The following is a 23,001-nucleotide window of genomic DNA, read 5'->3' as shown; positions in this document are numbered from 1 at the left end:
CCTCGTACCACCGTGTCCGCGCCCCCGCCCGTCATCGACACGACCCCCCGTCCGCTCCCGGGATACGAACCCGGCGCCAGCGTCATGGCACCCCCCGCGCCGCAGCCCGGCACAACCGCTCCCGCGCCGCCACCGCTGCCCCCGGCGCCACCCGCGGCCCCCGCCGCCCCCGTCATCCGCCCGCGCCCCGGCACGGACATCGCCTTCCCGGCGCCCGAGCCCGTCCTCACCGTCGATCCGCGGCTCGCGCAGGCGAGTGGGAAGCCGCAGTACGGGGACTCCGTGGCGCGGCGGTCCGGGCAGTCGTTGCGGCGGATGGCCCGGTCATCGGCGCAGGCGGCGGGTGAAGAGGGGCCCTGGGTACGGGAGTTGCAGCACCCGGTGACGAAGGGCCGGGTCATCGCCGTCACGTCCATCCGGGGCGGTGTCGGCAAGACGACGACCGCCGCGCTGGTCGCCCGCACCCTGCAACGCGTCCGCCAGGACCCCGTTCTGGCCCTGGAGGCGGACGCCGCACTCGGCACACTGGCCGTGCGGCTGGGCGCCCAGTCGGTGCGCTGGTCGGCCGGTGAACTGGCCCGGATCCTGACCCCGTCGATGCATCTCCTGGACATCACGGGCTACTTGGTCCCGCTCCCGGACGGCGGCTGGCTGCTCCCGGCGAGCCAGGGCCGCGTGGGCCCCCCGCTCGACGTCCGCACCTACCGCGAGGTCACGCTCGCCCTGCGCCGCCACTTCGCCATGACGGTCGTCGACTGCGAGACGCTGCCGGGCGATGTGGCCCGTACGGCGATGGACACGGCGCACGCCCGTATCGTCGTCGCCCCGATGACGGCGGAGGGCGTCGGCGGCACCCGCGTCGTCCTGGACTGGCTCGGCAACCTGCCGCACTCCACGCTGCCGACCACCGTCGTGGCGCTCACCTCGGGCGCCCCGGACCAGAACCTGGACCTGACCGCGGCCACCGCCCACATCCGGGAGACCGGCGTCGGCGTCGTCCACCTGCCCTACGACCGGCACCTCGCGGCGGGCGGCCCGATCCACTCGGACATGCTCGCCGCGACGACCCGCCGCGCCGCCGCCCAGCTCGCGGCCGAGGCCGTCCAGCGGGCGGTCCGCATGTGAACAAGACACGTACGACAGGCATGTACGACAAGCCACGCACGACAAGCCACGTGCGACGCGCGCTCAGCAGCCCCGCGCGTCGTACTCGAACGTCACCTCCGCCCGCTCGTCCGCCGCTCTGATCTCGTCGTAGACGGAGGGGCGGACGCGGTACCAGAGATCGTCCCGGTCGGGCCGGCCACCGACGTCGTCGAGTTCGACGCACCAGCGTTCCGCGCGCACGACGCGGGTGTACGACTCGGTGCCCCGGCGCACGTTCGTGCAGTTCTGGTACTTCTCGGTCGTGTACCAGGTCTTCGTTTTGCCGTTGCTGCGCTTGGAGTGCTTGACCTGACGGCTGTCGCTCACGCAGCTCTTGACCATGCGCGGCCGGGTGTCCCGGACGGTCTGCGGCGTGACGTGCCGCACCGTGTCGCGGACCCCGCTGACCGTCGGCGGCTCGCTGTCGCCCCCGCACCCCGCGAGCACGCTCACGAGCACCACTATCGATCCGGCCAGCGCCGGTCCCCGCGTCCAGGACATGGTTCCCCCCATGTGTACATGCCATCGAAGACCGGCAGCGTAGCCGATCACGCCACGCCCGGCGCAGGGGCCTTACCCCCCACGTAATCGACCCGCCGCACACGACGGACGAGAGTGATCCCGCGACAGCGACACGCAAGCGACACCGGCTGAAAGGGACGCGCTCATGCCGTACTTCGAAGGCTCCGACGGAACCAGCCTCTTCTACACCGACTGGGGACAGGGCAAGCCGGTCGTGTTCGTCGCGGGCGCCTGGCTCAGCAGCAGCTCGTGGGAGTTCCAGATGCTGCCGCTGTCCGCACACGAACAGGGCCTGCGCTGCGTCTCGTTCGACCGCCGGGGCCATGGCCGCTCGGACTGGGTGGGGCACGGGTACGACCTGGACACGCTCGCCGACGACCTGGCCGCGTTCCTCGACCACCTGGACCTGCGCGAGGTGACGCTCGTGGCGCACTCCATGGGCGGCGGCGAGGTCATCCGCTATCTGTCCCGGCACGGCCACGACCGCGTCAGCCGGATCGCGCTGATCTCCACCACCGCTCCCCTGCTCCTGAGGACCCCGGACCATCCGGAGGGAATCGACGCGGCCGTCTTCGAGGCGGGGATGGCCGAACGGACCCGGGACCGGCCCCGCTGGATGGCCCAGAACGCGCAGGCGTTCTTCGCCACGCACCTCGGCAACGCGGTCTCCGCCGAACTCCTCGACTGGATGACGCAGCGCTGCCTCGACTGCTCCGCCAAGGCCGCCGTCGAGGTGATCAGGACCGCGTTCTCCACCGATCTGCGCGAGGAGGCCGCCGCGCTGCGCGTGCCGACGCTCATCGTGCACGGCGACGCCGACGCCTCCGCGCCGATCGACCTGTGCGGGCGGCGACTCGCCAAGTCCGTGCCGGACGCCGCGTACAAGGAGTACCCGTACGCGGGGCACGGCATCTTCGTCACGCACGCCGCACAGCTCAATCAGGACCTGCTGGACTTCATCGCGGAGGGGTGAGCCGCGCGCTCATCCGGCGGTCGGCGTCCAGTCCCCCAGCCAGTCCGCGACCTCCTGGTTCGCGGCCTGCGCGTCGCTCAGCTGCGGCCGGTCGGCACTGGCCGAGCCCGCGCCGGCCCCCGTGTTCTTGTACTCGGCGAACCGGTCGTCCTTCCAGGAGAAGCCGCCCATGTCCGTCCACGGCGTCGCCTTGACCGCCGCGCCGAGCGTCGAGTTGCGGACGGTGGCCTGCGGGTCGAGCGCCGCGTTGCCGCCCGCGTGCCAGTTCCGGCCGAGGTAGAAGCTCTTGGCGGAGACGTCACCGTCGATCGTGGAGCGGTTGATGAGGATGCCCTTGTTCGCGGCGGCGGTGCTGGGCGCGGCGACGTACCCGGCGGACGTGCCGTTCCACCGCTTCTTCAGCGTGATCACGGACTTGTCGATGACGGCGGTGGCGCCGCCGAAGATGAAGTCGACATTGCCGACGACGTAGGAGTTGGTCATGTAGACGCGCTTGCCGGCGCCGTCGACGAGGAGGGTGTCCTGGTCGCCGCTGACGATGACGCTGTCGAGGAACACCTTGTCGGCATTGGTGCGCAGGGCCACGGCCTGTCCGGCGATGGACTGGTTGGCGCCCTCGTCGAAGTCGTTGGTGACGCTGAGGTTGCGCAGCTGGCTGTCGGCGCCGAGGACGTGCACGGTGGCGCTGCCGGAGGTGCCGTACGTCGAACCGTCCGGCTTGGTCGAGCCCGCCGCGTGGCCCTCGACGATGGTGGTGTCCTTGCGGCTGGCGCCCGTGCCCCGCAAGGTGACGTGCGGCTTGTTGGACGGGATGGTGACCGTCTCGCGGTAGGTGCCGGGGGCGATGAGGATGTCCACGCGCGCGGAATTGTTCGCGGGCACGGCGTCGACGGCGGCCTGCACCGTCTTGTACTGGCCGCTGCCGTCCTTGGCGACGGTCAGCGTGGTGGCGGCGGCCGCCGACGCGGTGGACGCCGACGCGGTGGACGAGGCCGAGGCCGTACCGATCGAACTCTTGGGTCCCGCGCCCGACTTCACCACCGACGGCACGTCCGCCGCCTTGTCGAGCGTGTACGCGTAGAACGCCTTCGGGTCGAAGGCGGTGCCCCCGCTCTCGTTGCGTCCGCTCGTCCCGGAGAAGACGCTGCCGCGCTGCACGACGGTGGCGGTGGCGTCCTTCGTGACGGGGTTGTTGATGCCCTGGAAGTAGCTGTTCTCCAGGACCATCCGGGTCCTGCCGCGCGAGTAGTTGCCGTACGAGGAGGTGATCGCGGTGTTCGGGTCGTCCTGGAGGTAGTTGTTGTAGAGGTGGGCGTGGGCGCAGTTGTCGGTGGAGGGGTTGCGCTGCTCGGTCTCGTGGATCCAGTTGTGGTGGATGGTGATGTCGGTGACGACGTTCTCGGTCCAGCCGATGCCGAACGCCTTGTTGTCGTTGCTGAGGCGGTTCCAGGAGACGGTCACGTTGGTGCTGTCCTTGCGGACGTCGATGAGGCCGTCGGCCATGTGCCGCAGGTCGTTGTGGTCGATCCAGACGTGGTGCGCGCCGTCCATCTGGATGGCGTCGAAGTCGTGGTCCTTGTCGTTCCAGACGCCCTGGTAGGTGTCGCGGATCGTGAGGTTGCGGATGATGACGTTGTGCACGCCGGTGCCGAGGAAGAAGCCGCCGCCGACGATCTGCCCGGAGGTCCCGGAGCCCACGATCGTCTTGTCGGAGGCGACCTTGATCTCCTTTCCGACGGGGTCGAGGGTGATGGCGGCCGCGACGACGATGACGTACGGCTCGCTCGCCGTCGCGTACTTCTCCAGGTCGGCCCGTGTCTTCACGGTGACCGTCTTGCCGTCGCGCCCGCCGTACGTGCCCTTCTGACCGAGCGAGTCGACGGAGGCGAACCCGTCGGCCACGTCGTCGGCCCAGGCCGCCGCCCCGGCGGTCACCCCGGCGGTCGTCGTCGTGGTCGCCGCCGAGGCCCGGTCCGCGCCGCCCGCGTGGGTGAGCGTGAGGCCGAGCGCGGCAGCCGCCGCGAGCGGCACCCCGGCGGTGAGGACGGTACGGCGCCGGCGGTGCCCGGCCTTGCTGCGAGGATCGCTGTGGTGATCACTCATCTGCGGTCGCACTCCGTGGTGTGGGGGCGCCCGTGCCGGGCGGCACGGGCCGGAATGCAGTCGCCGTACGGCCGCCGAAAGGTTGCCGCCCCCGCGTCAGGTCATGGCGGTCATGAGGCGGACACGTCGAGCGCGCCGATTCCGAACGCCCCTCCCCGCGTGCCGGGTGCGGCGCTCACGAGGTCGAGCCGGACGTCGCTGCCGCGCACCGCGTCGAACGTGATGACGGTCGGCTCGCCGGACACCGACGCCCACGCGATGTCGGCGTCCCGGACGGTGACGCCGCCCACCGACACCGCGACCGACGCGGGCAGCGCGTGCCGGGCGTCGACCGTGAAGGACACCTCGACCCGGCCGACGGTCCGCTCCTCCCCCCACGCCACGGAGACCCAGTCGCGCGGCCGGGCCCCGTCGAAGGCGGGCAGCAGGGCGGTGGCGGCCTTCTGGAAGGCGTTCGACCACAGCGTGCCCGGGTCGCCGTCGAGCATGGCGGCGGGCAGGGTGCTCGTGGCGCCCGAGTAACTGGCGTCCGCGCACGGGTAGGTGACCGCTCCGGGCCCCGGATCCGGCTCGAACCTCGTAGCGGGAGTGACGGGCGAGCCGGCCGGGCCGGTCACCCGCACCGCGACCTTTCCGGCGCGCAGCCCCTTCGCCCGCGCGGTGACGGTGAGCGCGCCCGGCTTCGTGCCCGCGCGGACGATGGCCAGCGCGAGGCCGTGGAAGGCGGTGCGCGTGCTGGCCTGGTAGCGCTCGGCGCTCTCCTGCCGCCCGTTGTCGACCCCGGCCAGGGAGCCGCCCGCGACGGTGAACTCGATGAGGTGCCCGGCGTCGGGCACGACCACCCCGCGCGCGTCGACGATCTCGGCGGTGACGAAGGCCAGCGCACGCCCGTCCGCCGCGACCGTCTTCCGGTCGGCCGTCAGCCGCACCGCGTGCGGCTTTCCGGCGGTGCGCAGGACGTCGGTCGCGACGGTCTTCCCGTTCCGCCGCGCGACCGCCTTCAGCTCACCGGCCGCGAACGGCACCTTCCAGGTCAGGTGCAGTTTGCCCGCGCTGCCGTTCGGGCTGGTGTAGCTGCCGGGGTAGGGGCCCGTGGTGACGGTCTTGTCGTCGCCGGTCGCCTCCGTGGTCTCCAGGTACGTCCGTCCGTCGAGCGTCGTCTTCCGGTCGAAGGTGCGCACGCCCAGCGAGCGCCCGTCGAGGTACAGCTCGACCTCGGCGACGTTCGCGTACGCCCACACCTCCACCTCCTCCCCCGGCTCGTACGTCGTCCAGTCCATCGGCAGCAGGTGCACCATCGGCTCGTCGGTCCACTGGCTGCGGAACAGGTGGTACATGTCCTTGGGGAACCCGGCCGTGTCGACCGCGCCGAAGAACGACGCCTTCACCGGGAACACGTCGTACGGGGTCGGCTCGCCGATGTAGTCGATGCCGGACCACAGGAACTCGCCAGCGAAGAAGCGCCGGTCGCGGTCCTTCTTCAGGCCGTACTCGCCGCTCATCGTCCACGAGGCGAGGTTGTTGTCGTAACTGGAGGTGGCGCGCTTGCCCGGCGTGTGGTTCTCGCCGGTGTTGAGGTGCTGCGGCTCCTGGTACGTGCCCCGGCTCGACGTCTCCGAGGACGACTCGGACTCGAAGAGGAACAGGTGCGGGTAGCGGGCGTGCAGCGCGTCGACGGAGGCGGCGGTGTTGTAGTTCAGGCCGAGCCCGTCCAGCTTGGCGAGGATCAGGTCGGCGGGCGAGCCGACGGCGGGCAGCGAGCGGTACTTGTCGGAGCCGATGACGACGGGCCGCGTCGTGTCGAGCGCCTTGATGTCGTCGATGAGGCGCTGGGCCATGGCGATGCCCTCGGTGCGCGTCGAGTCGGGGATCTCATTGCCGATCGACCACATGAGGACGGCCGGTGAGTTGCGGGCGGCGCGCACCATCTCGGCGATGTCGGCGTCGCTGTGGGCGTCGAAGAAGCGGCCGTAATCGTAGGTGTTCTTGCCGGTGCGCCAGCAGTCGAACGCCTCCACCAGCATGATCAGGCCGAGGTCTTCACAGGCCTCGATCACCTCGGGCGCGGGCGGGTTGTGAGAGGTGCGCAGGGCGTTGACGCCCATGCTCTTCATGATGCTCAACTGGCGCCGGACGGCGTCGCGTTGCACGGCGGCGCCTAGCGCGCCGAGGTCGTGGTGGAGGTCGACACCCTTGATCTTCAGGTGGGTGCCGTTGAGGGACAGCCCCTGCTCCGGGTCGAGGACGGCGTGCCGGATGCCGAAGCGGGTGCGGTACGTGTCGACGGTGCGGCCGTCCACGCGGAGATCGGTGACGAGCGTGTACCGGTGAGAGGGCGTCTCGACGGACCACAACTGCGGTGCGCGCACGCGGAGTTCGTGGTGCGCCGTGGCGCCGCCGCCCGTGACCGCCTTGAGCACGGACTCGGTCCGCGCGACGCGCCGCCCCTTCGGGTCGCGGACGGTGGAGACGACGGTGACGTCCCGCGCCCTGCCCGCCCCGTCCGCCCCGTCCGCCGCGTCCGCCTCGTCCGCCTCGTTCGCCTCCTCCGCCTCGCTCACGACAGAGGTGCGTACGTCGACCGTCGCGTACCCCTTGGTGAGGGTCGCGGCCAGATCGGGGGTCGTGACGAACGTGCCCCAGCGCTCGACGTGCACCGGCTCGGTGACGACCAGGCGGGCGTGGCGGTAGATGCCGCTGCCGGAGTACCAGCGGCTGCTGGGCAGCCGGTTGCGGACCTCGACGGCGAGGACGTCGGGGGTGCGGCCGTCGGTGTGCACGAGGTCGGTGATGTCGTGGGCGAAGCCGGTGTAGCCGTAGGGGTGGTTGCCGACGAGCCGGCCGTTCAGGTAGACGTTCGCGTCCATGTAGACGCCGTCGAACTCGACGGAGATCCGCTTGCCCGCCCAGCCGCGCGGCACGGTGAACGCCCTGCGGTACCAGCCGAGTCCGCCCGGCAGGAAGCCGGTGCCGCTGGTGGTGTGGTGGTCGGTGGTCGGGGTCTGCTCGATGCTCCAGTCGTGCGGGATCGCGACCGTGCGCCAGTCCGAGTCGTCGAACCCGGGCTGCTCGGCGTCGTCGTACGCGCCGGTCGGGTCGGTGATGCCGCCCGGGTCGACGAGCGCGAAGCGCCAGTCGTCGGTGAGTTCGACGGTGCGGCGCCCGACCGTTCCGGTGCGCTCGGCGGTGCGGTCGGCGGCGTGCGCGGCGGTGGGTACGGCGAGCGCTCCGGCGACGGAGGTGGCCGCGCTCGCGGCCAGCACGGTTCTACGGGTGACAGGCATGAGCGGGGTCCCCTCGACAGCGAACAGGATCCGGGCGAACAGAGTCCGGGCGCACAGAATCCGGGCGCACAGAATCTGGGCGCACAGAGTCTGGGCGCACAGGATTCAAACAGGTTCGACCAGAAAGCAACTGGCGTGCGGAAGGGATCCTTCGTCTCCGAACAGCCAATAGTCAAGGGCCTTACGAAAGTCCTCGAGGAAGTACGGTCGCCGCGCCCTCGACGCCTGCGAGGCTCTTCGCCACGGCGCGGGCGAGCAGCAGATGGCCGCGATCACCCGGGTGGACCCCGTCCACCAGGTGTTCGGCGGTGAGCAGCGCACCGCCGGGCAGCAGCGCGAGCCGCTTGTCGCCGCCCTCGGCTGCGTCGTGGGCGGCCCGCTCGACCGCGTCCCGCAACGCCGCGTGGGTGGCGCCGAGTGCGTTCGGCGCCGCCTCGGCGTCCGGCCGGAGCACCGGGGAGAGCACGAGCAGCGGGGTCTGCGGGTGCCCCGCGCGGACGGCGGCAAGGAACGCGCGGGCCGTCTCGTACAGCAGCGGCGCCGAATGCGGCGTACCCGCCCAGCAGTCGGTGCCGAACGCGAGGGTCAGCAGATCCGCGTCCAGCGTGGCGATCTGCTGGGCGGAGGCGAGTTCGCCGCGCGCCGCGCCCGCGTACCCGAGGTTCACGTCCTCGACGCCGAGCATCCGCGCGGCGACGGACGGCCAGGCGAAGTGCGGCCGGGTCGCGGCCCGGCCCTCGACGAGCGAGTCGCCGTACACGAGCCAGCGCGGACGGCGCGGGGCGGGCACGAGGGTGCCGCCGCCCAGCGGGCGCACGTCCCGGATCAACGGCCGGATGCTCTGCGGGAGTTGCACGCTGTACGTCCCGTCGGGGCGCGGCAGCGGAAGCCGGGCGACGTGCGCGCCCGGGGTGGTGCGCGCCCGTACGTCCACGCCGCCGATCACCGTGAACACGGCCGGGACGGCGTGGTGCGTGTCCGCCTCCGCCGGTGCGCACGCCTCGTACGCGACCTCGACCGCCGTGACGCCGTGCGCCGTGAACTCCAGGCGGACCCCGGCCGGTGTCCTGGCCCGCTCCCAGGTGTCGCCCGGCAGCCGGTCCCGGTCGGCGGGGTCCGCCCGCACGGGCCTGCCGTCCGGCGCCCACCAGGCGGCGCCGCGCACGTACTCCCTCATCGCGCACCCCCGGGGTCGGATACGGGTACTTCACCCCGGCTGCCCCGTCCGCGACAAGGGTCTGTCCGGTCACGTACGGCGGGCTCCACCGGAACGGCGGCGGCCCCCGGGGACAGGCGCCGCCAACCGGAATGTCCGGGTTGCGGATAGCGTTGGCAGAGGTGAGAACCGTGGCGAGTACGAGGTGCCCGCGGCGGCGAGAAGCTGCGGACCCGTACGTCCGCGGTGGGGACAAGCCGCGGACCCGGAAACGCCCGCGGTGGCGACAAGCCGCGGACCCGGAACGTCCGCGGCAGCGGAAGGGTGGCGCACAGTGCACGGCGAGTACAAGATCCCGGGCGGCAAGCTCGTCGTCGCGGATGTCGAGGTGGCGGACGGCGTGCTGCGCGACGTCCGCGTGGCCGGTGACTTCTTCCTGGAGCCGGACGACGCGCTCGTGGCGATCAACACCGCCCTGGAGGGCGCCCCGGCCGACGCCGACCACGCGGCGCTGGCCGCCCGCGTCGAAGCGGCGCTGCCGCCCGGCACCGTCATGCTCGGCCTGACCACCGAGGGCGTCGCCACGGCGGTGCGCCGCGCGCTCGCCCAGGCCACCGACTGGCGCGACTACGACTGGCAGCTCATCCACGACGCCCCGCAGTCCCCCGTCCTGCACATGGCGCTCGACGAGGTGATGGTGGAGGAGGTCGCGCTCGGCCGCCGCCCGCCGACCCTGCGCGTGTGGGAGTGGGACCGCCCCGCCGTGATCATCGGCAGCTTCCAGTCCCTGCGCAACGAGGTGGACGCCGAGGGCACAGGCCGCCACGGCGTCACCGTGGTGCGGCGGATCTCCGGCGGCGGCGCGATGTTCGCCGAGCCGAAGTCGACGATCACGTACTCGCTCGCCGTCCCCGAGTCCCTGGTCTCGGGCCTCTCCTTCCAGGACAGCTACGCCTACCTCGACGACTGGGTGCTCGAAGCACTCGGCGACATGGGCATCAAGGCGTGGTACCAGCCGCTCAACGACATCGCCACGGACATCGGCAAGGTCGCGGGCGCCGCGCAGAAGCGGATCGTGGCGGGGCAGGGCGCCGTGCTCCACCACGTGACCATGTCCTACGACATCGACGCGGACAAGATGGTCGAGGTGCTCCGCATCGGCAAGGAGAAGCTCTCCGACAAGGGCACGAAGAGCGCCAAGAAGCGCGTCGACCCCCTGCGCCGGCAGACCGGTCTGCCGCGCGAGGAGGTCATCACCCGCATGATCGACTCCTTCCGCGCCCGCTACGGGCTCTCCGACGGCCGGGTGACGGAGTCGGAGAGGGCCCGCGCGGAGGAACTGGTGCGGACGAAGTTCGGCACGGCGGAGTGGACGGCGCGGGTGCCGTAGACGTCCTCGCGCAGGACACGGGGCGTCAGTGCAGCTCGATGTCCCCGTCGCGCGTCGGTACGGCGTCGAGCGCGGCCAGGGTCGCCTCGTCGAAGGCGATCGCGCCCGCCTCGACGTTGGCCCGCAGGTGCTCCGGGTCGGCGGTGCCCGGGATGAGCAGCACGTTCGGCGCGTGGTGGAGCAGCCAGGCGAGGCCGACCTGCGCGGGCGTGTGGCCGAGGGCCCTGGCCGCCTCGACGACCGCGGGCTCGTCGGTCACCTTCGGCATGCCGGGGAAGGCGCTGCCGAGCGGGAAGTACGGCACCCAGGCGATGGACTCGTCGACGCAGAGGCGCAGCATGTCCTCGTCGCCGCGTGCCACGAGACTGTAGGCGTTCTGCACGCAGGCGACGCCCACGGGGAGCGCCCTGCGCAGCTGGTCGGCGGTGACATTGCTGACGCCGATCGCGCCGATCTTGCCCGCGTCGCGGAGATCGGTCAGCACGGCGAGCTGATCGTCCATGTCGACGAGCTGGTCGCCCTCGGCGCGCAGCCCGGGGCCGGTGTCGGCGCGGCGCAGATTGACCAGCGGAATCTGGTCGAGACCCAGGCTCTTGAGGTTGTCGTCGATCTGGGCCCGCAGCTGCTCGGGCCGCTGGGCGAGCCGGAGCGGGAGGGGGCCGTCGTGCGCGGGTTCGGCGCCGACCTTGCTGACGACGATGGCGTCGTCCTCGGGGCGCAGCGCCTCGGCGATGACCTCGTTGACGAAGCCGTGCCCGTAGAACTGGGCGGTGTCGATGTGGTCGATGCCGAGCTCGACGGCGCGGCGCAGGAGCGCGACGGCGGCGGGGCGGTCGTCCCGGAGCCGTTCGAGCTGCATGGCACCGAAGCCGATACGGGAGACGGTGCGGCCGGCGAGCGTGCCGGCGCCGCCGGGACGGCCAGTGGGGTCAGGGTCAGCGGAGACGTGGGAGCTGGTGGAAGCCATGACGATGCCGCCCTCGTGAGACGATGGGGTAAACGGAGGGACTCCGTTATAGCGACCGTACCACTAACCGGAGGGCCTCCGTTTTGACCCCGTCAGATCCCACCGAGCCCACCGATCCGGCTGTTCCTGATCCCGCCGCGCCTGCCGACCCGGCTCTGCCCGATTCCGCCAAGTCCGCCACTCCCGCTGGGCCGCCATCCGCCGGGGCCGCGGACCCCGCCGCGCCGGAGCCCACCACCGGGTCCGCCAACCCCGATGCGCCGGAATCCGCCAAGTCCACCAGCCCTGCCGCGCCGGAATCCGCCAGGTCCGCCGAGCCGACAGGCTCCGCGCGGCGAGCGCCCCGCGCCGATGCCCGCCGCAACCGGGAGAAGCTCCTCGACGCCGCCCGCGCAGCCTTCGCCACCTCGGGCGGAGCCGCTCCGCTCGACGCCATCGCCCGCGAGGCAGGCGTCGGCATCGGCACGCTCTACCGCCACTTCCCGACCCGCGAGGCGCTCGTCGAGGCCCTGTACTCCGCCGAGCTCGACGCCGTGGTCGACAGCGCGCCCGTCCTCCTCGCCGACCTGCCACCCGAGGCCGCGCTGCGCGCCTGGGTCGAGCGGTACGCCGCCTTCTGCGCGGCCAAGCGCGGCATGTCGGACACGCTGCGGGCGGGCTGGGCCGCGGGCACCATCGCGACTCCGGCCACCCGGGAACGGATCACCGCCGCGATCGCGCTGATCCTCGACGCCGGGGTACGGGCGGGTACCCTGCGGTCGGACGTCGAGGCCGGGGAGATCACGCTGATGCTCCTCGGGGTCTTCCTCTCCACGACGGTGGTCAACTGCCCGGAGAAGACAGCCCGGTTGCAGGACCTGGTGGTGGACGTGCTGCGCCCGGCACCGGCCTGACCGAACAGAAAATACGGGAACGGGCGGCAACCTTCGGGACGTCGGCGGCAACCACCGGGCGAGCCACTCATCGGAAACTCCAGGCCCCCCGAAGGAGACGTCCCGTGACTGTTCCTCGCCCGATCCCCCAATTACGCCCCGACGGCACACGTCGCGCGCCCCGCGCAGCCCGCGCAGCCCGCGCGTCCCGCGCCGCGAGAGCCGCGGCCCTGGCCGGTGCCCTGGGCACGGCCGCGGCGGCAGTCCTCGCGTTCCCCGGCCCGGCCGCCGCGCACGGCGTGGCGCTGACACCCGGCTCCCGCACCTACCTCTGCTACAAGGACCTGCTCGCCCATTCCTCGACCCAGATGCCGGCCAACCCCGCCTGCAAGGCGGCGGTGCAGTCGGCCGGCACGACCCCGCTCTACAACTGGTTCGCGGTGCTCGACTCGAACGCGGGCGGCCGCGGCCAGGGCTACGTCGCCGACGGCAAGCTGTGCAGCGCGGGCGACCGCAGCCCGTACAACTTCTCCCCGTACAACGCGGCCCGCACCGACTGGCCGGTGACCCACCTGACCGCCGGCGCCACGATCCAGGTGAAGTACAGCAACTGGGCGCACCACCCGGGCTCGTTCAGGGTCTACGTCACCAAGCAGGGCTTCGACGCGGCGCAGCCGCTGCGCTGGGCGGACCTGGAACAGGTGCAGACCATCACGAACCCGCCCAACAGCGGCGGCCCGGGCACGGAAGCGGGCCACTACTACTGGAACCTGCAGCTGCCGCAGCGCACAGGCCGCCACATGATGTTCGTCCAGTGGGTCCGCTCCGACAGCCAGGAGAACTTCTTCTCCTGCTCGGACCTGGTCTTCGACGGAGGCAACGGCGAGGTCACCGGGTTGTCCAGCGCCGCGCGCTCGATCAGCGCGGCGGTCCCGGCCGCGGCGCACGCGAACCACGCGGCACACGCCGGCCATGCGACACACGCGGACCACGGCACTCAGCAGGCGGTGGCGGCGACGCCGTCCGACACCTCCGAGCAGAACGCCGCGTCCACCCTCAACAAGGCGGGCACCCTCGCGGCCACCGGCGCGGTAGCCCTGCTCGGCGGCACGGTCCTCCACCTGCGCCTGCGCAAACCGCGCACCGACGAACGCTGACCGACGCCGTACAACGCCGAACAATGCCGATCAACGCAAAGATCCCCAGGCCGTTTCAACCGACCTGGGGATCCCAGTGGTGTCCGAGGGGGGACTTGAACCCCCACGCCCGATAAAGGGCACTAGCACCTCAAGCTAGCGCGTCTGCCATTCCGCCACCCGGACAAGGTGTCTGCCGTTCGCGGGGTGTTCCCCGCGGCGACATGGACAACAATACCAAGGTTTCGGAGTGCCTTTCACCTGCGTATCCGTCCCGCCTGACCTGCGGGTTCACGGCTGTACGAGGAGTGACGGCGCGGTCACCCGGGCATCAGGTGGTACGCGGGGAAGTTCCCCGGCAGCCGCTCCCCCGCCGGGCCCTGTGTGACCGCCCGCACGAGCAGCTCGCCGCCGACGAAGGCGCCGCGCCAGGACGCACCGAACCCGCCGAACAGCTCGTCCCGGTCGCCGCGCGAGCGTGGCACGCCGTGGCCGACCTTGAAGGCGCGGATCTGCGGGGCGAGCCGCGCGTACGTGGCCTCGTCGTCGGTGGAGAGCGTCGCCACCAGCGCGCCGTTCGAGGCGTTCATGGCGGCGAGCAGCTCCGCCTCGGTGTCGACGAGGACGATCGTGTCGACCGGGCCGAAGGGCTCGGCGTGGTGCAGCGGCGACGACGGGGGCGGGTCGAGGAGCGTGACGGGGTGGACGTACGCGCTGATGTCCTGGCCGGGCAGGAAGCGGCCGGGGTCGGGGGCGGCGCGGTACACGGGCACGGCACCGCGGCCGACGGCCTCGGCGACCTGATCGGTCAGCTCCTTCGCCTTGGCCGCGTTGATGAGCGGGCCGAAGTCGAGCTCCGGGTACGGGTCCGCCGGGTCGGGCACGGCCAGCGGATGTCCGACGCGCAGGGTGCGTACGGCGGGCAGGTACGCGGCGAGGAACGCGTCGAAGGCGTCGCGCTGCACGACGAAGCGCGGGTAGGCGGTGCAGCGCTGCTTCCCGTAATCGAAGAGTTTCGGGATTGTCGCGGCCAGCTTCGGCCAGTCGGTAAAGTTCCAGATGCCCCAGGTGTTGAGTCCCTCCTGTTCCAGGATGTGGCGTTTGCCGAGGTCGGCTACGTCCGTGGCGACGCGGGCGCCGGTGTCGCGGCCGCCGACGAAGGAGACGCAGCCGATCTCGGGCGCCCGGACGAGCGCCTGGGAGAGCTGCCCGCCGCCGCCGCTGACGAGCGTGACCGGAACGCCTTCGCGGGCGGCGAGGGCGCAGGCCAGGGTGAGACAGGAGACGCCGCCGTCGGTCGGGGCCTTGGCGATGACCGCGTTCCCTGCCAGTGCTTGGACCAGCAGTGAGTGAACGAGCACGCTCATCGGATAGTTCCAGCTGGCGATGTTGGAGACCGGGCCGGTCAGCGCGGTGCGTTCGCCGAGCATGGCGTCGATGCCGTCGACGTACCAGCGCACGCCGTCGACGGCCCGGTCCACGTCGGCCAGGGCGAGCCGCCACGGCTTGCCGATCTCCCAGATGAGCAGCAGGGCGAGCAGGTCGCGGTGGTGGGCGAGGGCGTCGAGGGTGGCGGCGACGCGGGCGCGCCGCTCGGCGAGGGGGATGTGGCGCCAGGCGCGGTGCTGGTCGAGCGAGGCGCGTACGGCCTGGTGGGCGGTGGCCGCGTCCAGGCGCGGCGGCCCGGCGACGGGGCGGCCGTCGACCGGGGAAGTGGCGGGCAGCGGGTGGCCGTCGGCGCGCCAGCCGGCGTCCCAGAGGTTGAGGACGCGGTCGTCGCGGAAGGCCTCGGGGGCGGCGGCGAGGCAGCGCTGCCAGGCGTCGTCCCAGGAGGTGCCGGCTTTGAGGGTGGGTGCCATGGTGTCTCCGCTCACGGTGCACGGTCGGGGCGGGTGCGGGTCATGGGCGTTTGCGCGGGTTGGGGCGCTGCTGCCCGGCCACTGGCGGTGCTCAGCCGCTGATGTCGGGGCACTGGCGGCGCTCAGCCGCTGTTGTTGGGGCGCTGCCGCTCAAGCGGTGCTGTTCGTGCCGGTGCCGCTGCCGCTGTCCTCGGCGAGTCGTTCCAGGACGAGCCATGCCGTCCGGGTCGGGGTCAATCCCACTCGTACGCCGACCGCCTCCAGCGCCTCCTTCTTCGCCCGCGCCGTGCCGGACGAGCCGGAGACGATGGCGCCCGCGTGGCCCATGGTGCGGCCCTCGGGGGCGGTGAACCCGGCGACGTAGGCGACGACCGGTTTCGTGAGGTGGTCGCGGATGTAGGCGGCGGCCCGCTCCTCCGCGTCGCCGCCGATCTCGCCGATGAGGACGACGAGGTCGGTGTCCGGGTCGGCCTCGAAGGCGGCGAGGCAGTCGATGTGGGTGGTGCCGATGACCGGGTCGCCGCCGATGCCGACGCAGGTGGAGAAGCCGGTGTCGCGCAGTTCGTGCATGAGCTGGTAGGTGAGCGTGCCGGACTTGGAGACGAGTCCGATCCGGCCGGGCTTGGCGATGTCGGCGGGGATGATGCCCGCGTTGGACTGGCCCGGTGTGATCAGTCCCGGGCAGTTGGGCCCGATGACCCGTGTCCCCGTGCGGCGGGCGTGGGCGTGGAAGGCGACCGCGTCGTGCACCGGGATGCCTTCCGTGATGACGACGGCGAGCGGCACGCGCGCGTCGGCGGCCTCGACCACGGCTGCCTTGGCGAAGGCGGGCGGGACGAAGACGACGGTGGTGTCGGCGCCCGTGGCCTCGACGGCGTCGCGGACGGTGCCGAAGACAGGGACGGCGCGGTCGTCGAAGTCGACGCTGCGCCCCGCCTTGCGGGGGTTGACGCCGCCGACCACGTCCGTGCCCGCGTCGATCATGCGACGGGTGTGCTTCATGCCCTCGGCGCCGGTCATGCCCTGGACGAGGACCTTGCTCTCCTTGGTGAGGTAGATGGCCATGTCCCGGTCCCCTAACTGGCGTGCGCGTGCGCGTGGGCGGTGCGGGCGAGGTGTGCGGCTTGGCCTGCGGCGTCGTCCATCGTGGTGGCCTGCCGGACCAGCGGATGGGCCCGTTCGTCGAGGAGGGCGCGGCCCCGGGCGGCGTTGTTGCCGTCGAGGCGGACGACGATCGGCCTGGTCGGCCGGACGCTGTCGAGCGCCCGTACGATGCCGTCGGCGACGGCGTCGCAGGCGGTGAGGCCGCCGAAGACATTGACGAGTACGGACTTCACGGCCGGGTCGGCGAGGACGACGTTCAGCCCGTCGGCCATGGTGCGGGCGGAGGCGCCGCCGCCGATGTCGAGGAAGTTGGCGGGGCGGGCGCCCCGGTCGGCGACGACGTCGAGGGTCGACATGACGAGCCCCGCACCGTTCCCGATGACGCCGACCTCGCCGTCCAGCTTCACGTAGGTGAGCCCCTTGGCCGCTGCTCGCGCCTCCAGCGGGTCGTCGTGCGTCTCCTCCTGTGCGCCCCAACGTGCGCGCCGGAAGCGGGCGTTGTCGTCGAGGGTGACCTTGCCGTCGAGGGCGATGATCTGCCCTCGCGCGGTGCGGGCGAGGGGGTTCACCTCGACGAGGACGGCGTCCTCCCGGACCAGGACGGCCCAGAGACGGACCAGGGTGTCGACGCACTGTGCGGGCAGCCCCGCCGCCTCGGCGATGCGGGCGGCCACCGCCGTGGTGACGCCCTCGGCCGGGTCCACGGGGATCCGCGCGACCGCTTCGGGCCGGGCCGCCGCGACCTCCTCGATGTCCATGCCTCCCTCGGCGGAGGCGATGGCGAGGAAGGTGCCGGCCGCGCGGTCGAGGACGTAGGAGACGTAGAACTCGGTCTCGATCTTCACAGGTTGGGCCAGCATCACCGCGCGGACGGTGTGGCCCTTGATGTCCATGCCGAGGATCCGGCGCGCCGCCTCCTCGGCGGCGGCCGGGTCGGCGGCGATCCTGACGCCGCCCGCCTTGCCGCGGCCGCCCGTCTTCACCTGCGCCTTGACGACGACGCGGCCGCCCAGCCGGCGCGCGATCCGCCGCGCCTCCTCGGCGGAGTCGGTGACCTCAGCTCGCGGTACCAAGACGCCATGTTCCGCGAAGAGTTCCCTCGCCTGATGTTCGTACAGGTCCATTCCGGCTCCTGACTCGAAAGTGCCGCACGCCCCCTGGACACCGTTCATCGGATGCGGGATAACAAGGTTCATACAGTATTCGTCGACTGTATGCAATGTACGAACCGGTTGTGCGCGAGCCCCTGAGGAAGGGACGGGACTTCGTCATGCCCCAGTCCGATGCGGACAAGGACAACGGCCAGGAACAGATCTCCGGCGGGCATCTGGTCGCCAAGGCGCTCAAGGCCGAGGGGGTGGAGGTCATCTACACCCTGTGCGGCGGCCACATCATCGACATCTACGACGGCTGCGTCGACGAAGGCATCGAAGTCGTCGACGTACGCCACGAACAGGTCGCCGCGCACGCGGCGGACGGCCACGCGCGCGTGACCGGCAAACCCGGCTGCGCCGTCGTGACGGCCGGACCCGGCACGACCGACGCCGTCACCGGTGTCGCCAACGCGCTGCGCGCCGAGTCACCGATGCTGCTCATCGGCGGCCAAGGGGCCCACACCCAGCACAAGATGGGGTCTCTCCAGGACCTGCCGCACGTGGACATGATGGCCCCGATCACCAAGTTCGCCGCGACGGTGCCGGACACCGCGCGCGCGGCCGACATGGTCTCCATGGCGTTCCGCGAGTGCTACCACGGGGCGCCGGGCCCCTCCTTCCTGGAGATACCGCGCGACGTGCTCGACGCGAAGGTCCCGGTGGACAAGGCGCGCGTGCCGAAGGCAGGCCACTACCGCGCCTCCACCCGGTCCGCAGGCGACCCGGAGTCGGTGGAAAAGCTGGCCGACCTGCTCGTGCACGCGGAGAAGCCCGCGATCCTGCTCGGCAGCCAGGTGTGGACGACGCGCGGCACCGCCGCCGCCATCGACCTCGTCCGCACCCTGAACGTGCCCGCCTACATGAACGGCGCGGGACGCGGCACGCTGCCGCCCGGCGACCCGCACCACTTCCAGCTGTCGCGCCGCTACGCCTTCTCCCACGCCGACCTCATCGTGATCGTCGGCACGCCCTTCGACTTCCGCATGGGCTACGGGAAGCGGCTCTCCCCCGACGCGACCGTCGTGCAGATCGACCTCGACTACCGCACCGTCGGCAAGAACCGCGACATCGACCTCGGCATCGTCGGCGACGCGGGACTCATCCTGAAGTCGGTCACGGAGGCCGCCTCGGGGCGGCTCAACGGGGGCGCCGCCAAGCGCAAGGAGTGGCTCGACGAGCTGCGCGCCGCCGAGCAGACGGCGATCGGGAAGCGGCTGCCGAACCTGCGCTCCGACGCCTCCCCGATCCACCCCTACCGGCTCGTCAGCGAGATCAACGACTTCCTGACCGAGGACTCGCTCTACATCGGCGACGGCGGCGACATCGTCACCTTCTCCGGACAGGTCGTGCAGCCCAAGGCGCCCGGCCACTGGATGGACCCGGGGCCGCTCGGCACGCTCGGCGTCGGCATCCCCTTCGTCCTGGCCGCCAAGAAGGCGCGGCCCGACAAGGAGGTGGTGGCGCTCTTCGGCGACGGCGCGTTCTCCCTGACCGGCTGGGACTTCGAGACGCTGGTCCGCTACGACCTGCCCTTCGTCGGGATCATCGGCAACAACTCCTCGATGAACCAGATCCGCTACGGCCAGAAGGCGAAGTACGGCGCCGCGCGCGAGCGCGTGGGCAACACCCTCGGCGACGTGCCCTACGACCAGTTCGCCCGGATCCTCGGCGGCCACGGCGAGGAAGTCCGCGACCCCGCCGACATCGGTCCGGCACTGCGCCGCGCGCGTGAGTCCGGCAAGCCGTCCCTGATCAACGTATGGGTCGATCCGGACGCCTACGCCCCCGGAACCATGAACCAGACCATGTACAAGTAGAGAGGGGAGTCCCTCGTGACCAAGGCTCTCGAAGGCATCCGCGTCCTCGACATGACCCACGTCCAGTCGGGGCCCTCCGCCACCCAGCTCCTCGCCTGGCTCGGCGCGGACGTCGTCAAACTGGAGGCGCCGACCGGCGACATCACGCGCAAGCAGCTGCGCGACCTCCCGGATGTCGACTCCCTGTACTTCACGATGCTCAACTGCAACAAGCGGAGCATCACCCTCAACACCAAGACGGAGCGCGGCAAGGAGCTGCTCACCGAACTGATCCGCCGCTCCGACGTCATGGTCGAGAACTTCGGCCCCGGCGCCGTGGACCGCATGGGCTTCACCTGGGACCGCATCCAGGAGATCAATCCGCGCATCGTGTACGCGTCCATCAAGGGCTTCGGCGAGGGCCCGTACACCGGCTTCAAGGCGTACGAGGTCGTCGCCCAGGCGATGGGCGGCTCCATGGCGACCACCGGCTTCGAGGACGGGCCGCCGCTCGCCACGGGCGCGCAGATCGGCGACTCCGGGACCGGTGTCCACGCGGTGGCCGGCATCCTCGCCGCCCTGCTGCAGCGTGAGCGCACCGGGCGCGGGCAGCGCGTGAACGTGGCCATGCAGCACGCCGTGCTCAACCTGTGCCGCGTCAAACTCCGCGACCAGCAGCGCCTGGCGCACGGCCCGCTCGCGGAGTACCCGAACGAGGACTTCGGCGACGAGGTGCCGCGCTCGGGGAACGCGTCCGGCGGCGGACAGCCCGGCTGGGCCGTGAAATGCGCGCCGGGCGGGCCCAACGATTACGTGTACGTGATCGTGCAGCCGGTGGGCTGGCAGCCGCTGACCGAGCTGATCGGACGGCCCGAGCTGGCGGCCGACCCCGAGTGGGCGACCCCGGAGGCGCGCCTGCCCCAGCTCAACAAGATGTTCCAGCTGATCGAGGAGTGGTCCTCGACGCTGCCCAAGTGGGAAGTCCTGGAAAGGCTCAACGCGCACAACATCCCGTGCGGCCCGATCCTCTCCACCAAGGAGATCATCGAGGACGCCTCGCTCGTCGCGAACGAGATGGTCGTCGAGGTGGCGCACCCGCAGCGGGGCTCCTTCACCACCGTCGGCTCCCCGCTCAAACTCTCCGACTCCCCCGTCGACGTGACCGCTTCCCCGCTCCTCGGCGAGCACAACGAGGAAGTCTTCGTCGGTGAACTCGGCCTCGGCGACGAGGAACTGCACCTGCTCAAGTCGAACGGAGTGATCTGATTGCTGGCCGAGGACCGCAGGCCGACGGTGCGCGCGCTGCTCGACGCCGTACGGGCGGAGGGGCGCACGGCACTCACCGCCCCGGAGGGCAAGGTGATCGCGGACGCGTACGGGATCGCCGTCCCCGGTGAGGCCCTGGCCACGGATGTCGACGAGGCGGTAGCCACTGCGGCGCGCTTCGGCAAGCCCGTCGTCCTGAAGATCGTCTCCCCGGACATCCTGCACAAGACCGACGCGGGCGGGGTCGTCGTCGGGGTGGAGGGCGCGGCCGACGTGCGCGCGGCGTTCCACCGGATCATCGACAACGCGCGCGCGTACGCGCCCGATGCGCGCATCGAGGGCGTACAGGTGCAGGAGCTGCTGCCGACGGGCGCGGAGTCGCAGGAGGTCATCGTCGGGGCGGTCACCGATCCGACGTTCGGCAAGGTCGTCGCCTTCGGGCTCGGCGGTGTCCTGGTGGAGGTCCTGAAAGACGTCACCTTCCGGCTCGCACCGATCGACGCCGACGAGGCCGCCGGCATGCTCGACTCCCTCCGGGCGGCCGAGGTGCTGCGCGGGGTGCGGGGCGCGCGCGGAGTCGACCGGTGGGCGCTCGCCGAACAGATCCGCCGGGTGTCGCAGCTGGTCACGGACTTCCCCGAGATCGCGGAGGTCGACCTCAACCCGGTCATCGCCACGCCGGAGGGCGCGGTCGCCGCCGACATCCGGGTCATCCTCGCCGAGGGGGCGCCGAAGCCGCGGCGCACGTACACGCGCGAGGAGATCCTCACGACGATGCGGCGGCTCATGCAGCCGCGCTCGGTCGCCGTGATCGGCGCCTCCAACGAGGCGGGCAAGATCGGCAACTCCGTGATGCGCAACCTGATCGACGGCGGCTTCTCCGGGGAGATCCATCCGGTCAACCCCAAGGCCGACGACATCCTCGGCCGCAAGGCGTACAAGAGCGTCACGGACGTGCCCGGCGACGTGGACGTGGCGGTCTTCGCCATCCCCGCCAAGTTCGTCGCGGCGGCCCTGGAGGAGGTGGGGCGCAAGGGCATCCCGAACGCGGTCCTCATCCCATCGGGCTTCGCGGAGACCGGGGAACAGGCGCTCCAGGACGAGATCGTGGCCGTCGGCGAGCGGCACGGGGTACGGCTCCTCGGGCCGAACATCTACGGCTACTACGCGACGTGGCACGACCTGTGCGCCACGTTCTGCACGCCCTACGACGTGAAGGGCGGCGTGGCCCTCACCTCGCAGTCCGGCGGCATCGGCATGGCCGTCCTGGGCTTCGCGCGCACCACCAGGACCGGCGTCTCGGCGATCGTGGGACTCGGCAACAAGTCGGACCTGGACGAGGACGACCTGCTGACCTGGTTCGGCGAGGACCCGCACACCCAGTGCATCGCCATGCACCTGGAGGACCTCAAGGACGGGCGTGCCTTCGTGGAGGCGGCGCGCGCGACCGTGCCGAAGAAGCCGGTCGTCGTCCTGAAGGCGGGGCGGACGGCCGCGGGCGCGCGGGCCGCCGGGTCGCACACGGGCGCGCTCGCGGGCGACGACGCCGTCTACGACGACATCCTGCGGCAGGCCGGGGTCATCAGGGCCCCGGGCCTGAACGACATGCTGGAGTACGCGCGGGCGCTGCCCGTGCTGCCCGCCCCGCAGGGCGACAACGTCGTGATCATCACCGGCGCGGGCGGCTCCGGTGTGCTGCTCTCCGACGCGGTCACGGACAACGGGCTGCGCCTCATGGAGATCCCGGCCGACCTGGACGCGGCCTTCCGGCGGTTCATCCCGCCGTTCGGGGCCGCGGGCAACCCCGTCGACATCACAGGCGGCGAGCCGCCGTCGACGTACGAGGCGACGATTCGCCTCGGCCTGGAGGACCCGCGCATCCACGCGCTCGTGCTCGGCTACTGGCACACCATCGTCACCCCTCCCATGGTCTTCGCAGAGGTAACGGCCCGCGTGGTACGGGAGTTCCGCGAGCGCGGCGTCGAGAAGCCGGTGGTCGCGTCGCTGGCCGGGGACGTCGAGGTCGAGGAAGCGTGCCAGTACCTGTTCGAGCGCGGCGTGGTCGCGTACCCGTACACGACCGAGAAGCCGGTGGCGGTCCTGGGCGCCAAGTACCGGTGGGCGCGCGCGGCCGGTCTGTTGGGGGGCGGTCGATGAGGTGACCTCCGGCGGGTCCGGCCGGCGGTGCGCGTCGGCCGGACCCAGGTCCCGTGCGCACACGAAAGCAATTGGACAGGGGGCGCTGGCCAAGTCTTTCGACGCAAGGGGTGCGA

At 71.8% G+C, this 23,001-nt stretch carries 16 protein-coding genes and 1 tRNA gene; 8 read left to right on the top strand and 9 right to left on the bottom strand.

Annotated features, from left to right (window positions below; translation table 11 throughout):
• Positions 1-84: 84 nt before the first annotated feature.
• A complete protein-coding gene (locus N5I75_RS25715) occupies positions 85-1,125 on the top strand; it encodes a nucleotide-binding protein (protein WP_476681047.1) in 1,041 nt (346 codons plus the stop codon).
• Positions 1,126-1,188: 63 nt separating this feature from the next.
• On the opposite strand, the gene N5I75_RS25710 is transcribed toward N5I75_RS25715, so the two are convergent.
• Positions 1,189-1,647, bottom strand: a complete 459-nt coding sequence (locus N5I75_RS25710; RefSeq protein ID WP_476681045.1) for a hypothetical protein — start codon at positions 1,645-1,647, stop codon at positions 1,189-1,191.
• A 166-nt stretch (positions 1,648-1,813) separates the two neighbouring features.
• Here N5I75_RS25710 and N5I75_RS25705 point away from each other — a divergent pair, with 166 nt between their 5' ends.
• Positions 1,814-2,641 carry an alpha/beta fold hydrolase gene (locus N5I75_RS25705; protein ID WP_476681043.1) on the top strand — a complete coding sequence of 276 codons (828 nt, stop codon included), beginning with the start codon at positions 1,814-1,816 and terminating at the stop codon, positions 2,639-2,641.
• Positions 2,642-2,650: 9 nt separating this feature from the next.
• On the opposite strand, the gene N5I75_RS25700 is transcribed toward N5I75_RS25705, so the two are convergent.
• The 3 genes from N5I75_RS25700 to N5I75_RS25690 form a co-directional block, all read right to left on the bottom strand.
• On the bottom strand, positions 2,651-4,744 hold the full coding sequence (locus N5I75_RS25700) for a pectinesterase family protein (RefSeq protein ID WP_476681041.1): 2,094 nt from the start codon (positions 4,742-4,744) through the stop codon (positions 2,651-2,653).
• A 110-nt stretch (positions 4,745-4,854) separates the two neighbouring features.
• Positions 4,855-8,028, bottom strand: coding sequence for a glycoside hydrolase family 2 TIM barrel-domain containing protein (locus N5I75_RS25695; RefSeq protein ID WP_476681039.1), 3,174 nt, complete (start codon positions 8,026-8,028; stop codon positions 4,855-4,857).
• 181 nt (positions 8,029-8,209) lie between these two features.
• Entirely contained in the window at positions 8,210-9,205 is a 996-nt protein-coding gene (locus tag N5I75_RS25690; protein ID WP_476681037.1) for an SGNH/GDSL hydrolase family protein, read from the bottom strand.
• 313 nt (positions 9,206-9,518) lie between these two features.
• Between N5I75_RS25690 and N5I75_RS25685 the strand changes: the two genes are divergently transcribed.
• Entirely contained in the window at positions 9,519-10,574 is a 1,056-nt protein-coding gene (locus N5I75_RS25685; RefSeq protein ID WP_476681035.1) for a lipoate--protein ligase family protein, read from the top strand.
• Between the two features lie 25 nt (positions 10,575-10,599).
• On the opposite strand, the gene N5I75_RS25680 is transcribed toward N5I75_RS25685, so the two are convergent.
• Positions 10,600-11,541 (bottom strand): aldo/keto reductase, encoded by a 942-nt coding sequence (locus N5I75_RS25680; RefSeq protein WP_476681033.1) that lies wholly within the window; start codon positions 11,539-11,541, stop codon positions 10,600-10,602.
• Between the two features lie 83 nt (positions 11,542-11,624).
• Here N5I75_RS25680 and N5I75_RS25675 point away from each other — a divergent pair, with 83 nt between their 5' ends.
• On the top strand, positions 11,625-12,434 hold the full coding sequence (locus N5I75_RS25675; RefSeq protein ID WP_476681031.1) for a TetR/AcrR family transcriptional regulator: 810 nt from the start codon (positions 11,625-11,627) through the stop codon (positions 12,432-12,434).
• A gap of 209 nt (positions 12,435-12,643) precedes the next feature.
• Positions 12,644-13,570 carry a lytic polysaccharide monooxygenase auxiliary activity family 9 protein gene (locus tag N5I75_RS25670; protein WP_476681286.1) on the top strand — a complete coding sequence of 309 codons (927 nt, stop codon included), beginning with the start codon at positions 12,644-12,646 and terminating at the stop codon, positions 13,568-13,570.
• Between the two features lie 77 nt (positions 13,571-13,647).
• On the opposite strand, the gene N5I75_RS25665 is transcribed toward N5I75_RS25670, so the two are convergent.
• The 4 genes from N5I75_RS25665 to sucC form a co-directional block, all read right to left on the bottom strand.
• A tRNA-Leu gene (locus N5I75_RS25665) sits at positions 13,648-13,735 on the bottom strand.
• A 134-nt stretch (positions 13,736-13,869) separates the two neighbouring features.
• Positions 13,870-15,408, bottom strand: coding sequence for an aldehyde dehydrogenase family protein (locus N5I75_RS25660; RefSeq protein WP_476681029.1), 1,539 nt, complete (start codon positions 15,406-15,408; stop codon positions 13,870-13,872).
• 150 nt (positions 15,409-15,558) lie between these two features.
• On the bottom strand, positions 15,559-16,473 hold the full coding sequence (gene sucD, locus N5I75_RS25655) for a succinate--CoA ligase subunit alpha (protein ID WP_476681027.1): 915 nt from the start codon (positions 16,471-16,473) through the stop codon (positions 15,559-15,561).
• Positions 16,474-16,484: 11 nt separating this feature from the next.
• Complete coding sequence (gene sucC, locus N5I75_RS25650; RefSeq protein WP_476681025.1) at positions 16,485-17,636, bottom strand: ADP-forming succinate--CoA ligase subunit beta; 1,152 nt, start codon at positions 17,634-17,636, stop codon at positions 16,485-16,487.
• Between the two features lie 146 nt (positions 17,637-17,782).
• Here sucC and N5I75_RS25645 point away from each other — a divergent pair, with 146 nt between their 5' ends.
• From N5I75_RS25645 to N5I75_RS25635, 3 genes are read left to right on the top strand one after another with little or no spacing between them, the layout of a single operon-like run.
• Entirely contained in the window at positions 17,783-19,483 is a 1,701-nt protein-coding gene (locus tag N5I75_RS25645; protein WP_476681023.1) for a thiamine pyrophosphate-binding protein, read from the top strand.
• Positions 19,484-19,498: 15 nt separating this feature from the next.
• Complete coding sequence (gene frc / locus N5I75_RS25640) at positions 19,499-20,728, top strand: formyl-CoA transferase (protein ID WP_476681021.1); 1,230 nt, start codon at positions 19,499-19,501, stop codon at positions 20,726-20,728.
• Between the two features lie 3 nt (positions 20,729-20,731).
• Positions 20,732-22,885, top strand: a complete 2,154-nt coding sequence (locus N5I75_RS25635) for an acetate--CoA ligase family protein (RefSeq protein WP_476681284.1) — start codon at positions 20,732-20,734, stop codon at positions 22,883-22,885.
• The last annotated feature ends 116 nt before the right edge of the window (positions 22,886-23,001 follow it).

The organism is Streptomyces sp. R818 (genome assembly GCF_056172735.1).
This window is presented reverse-complemented; position numbering and strand designations above follow the sequence as displayed.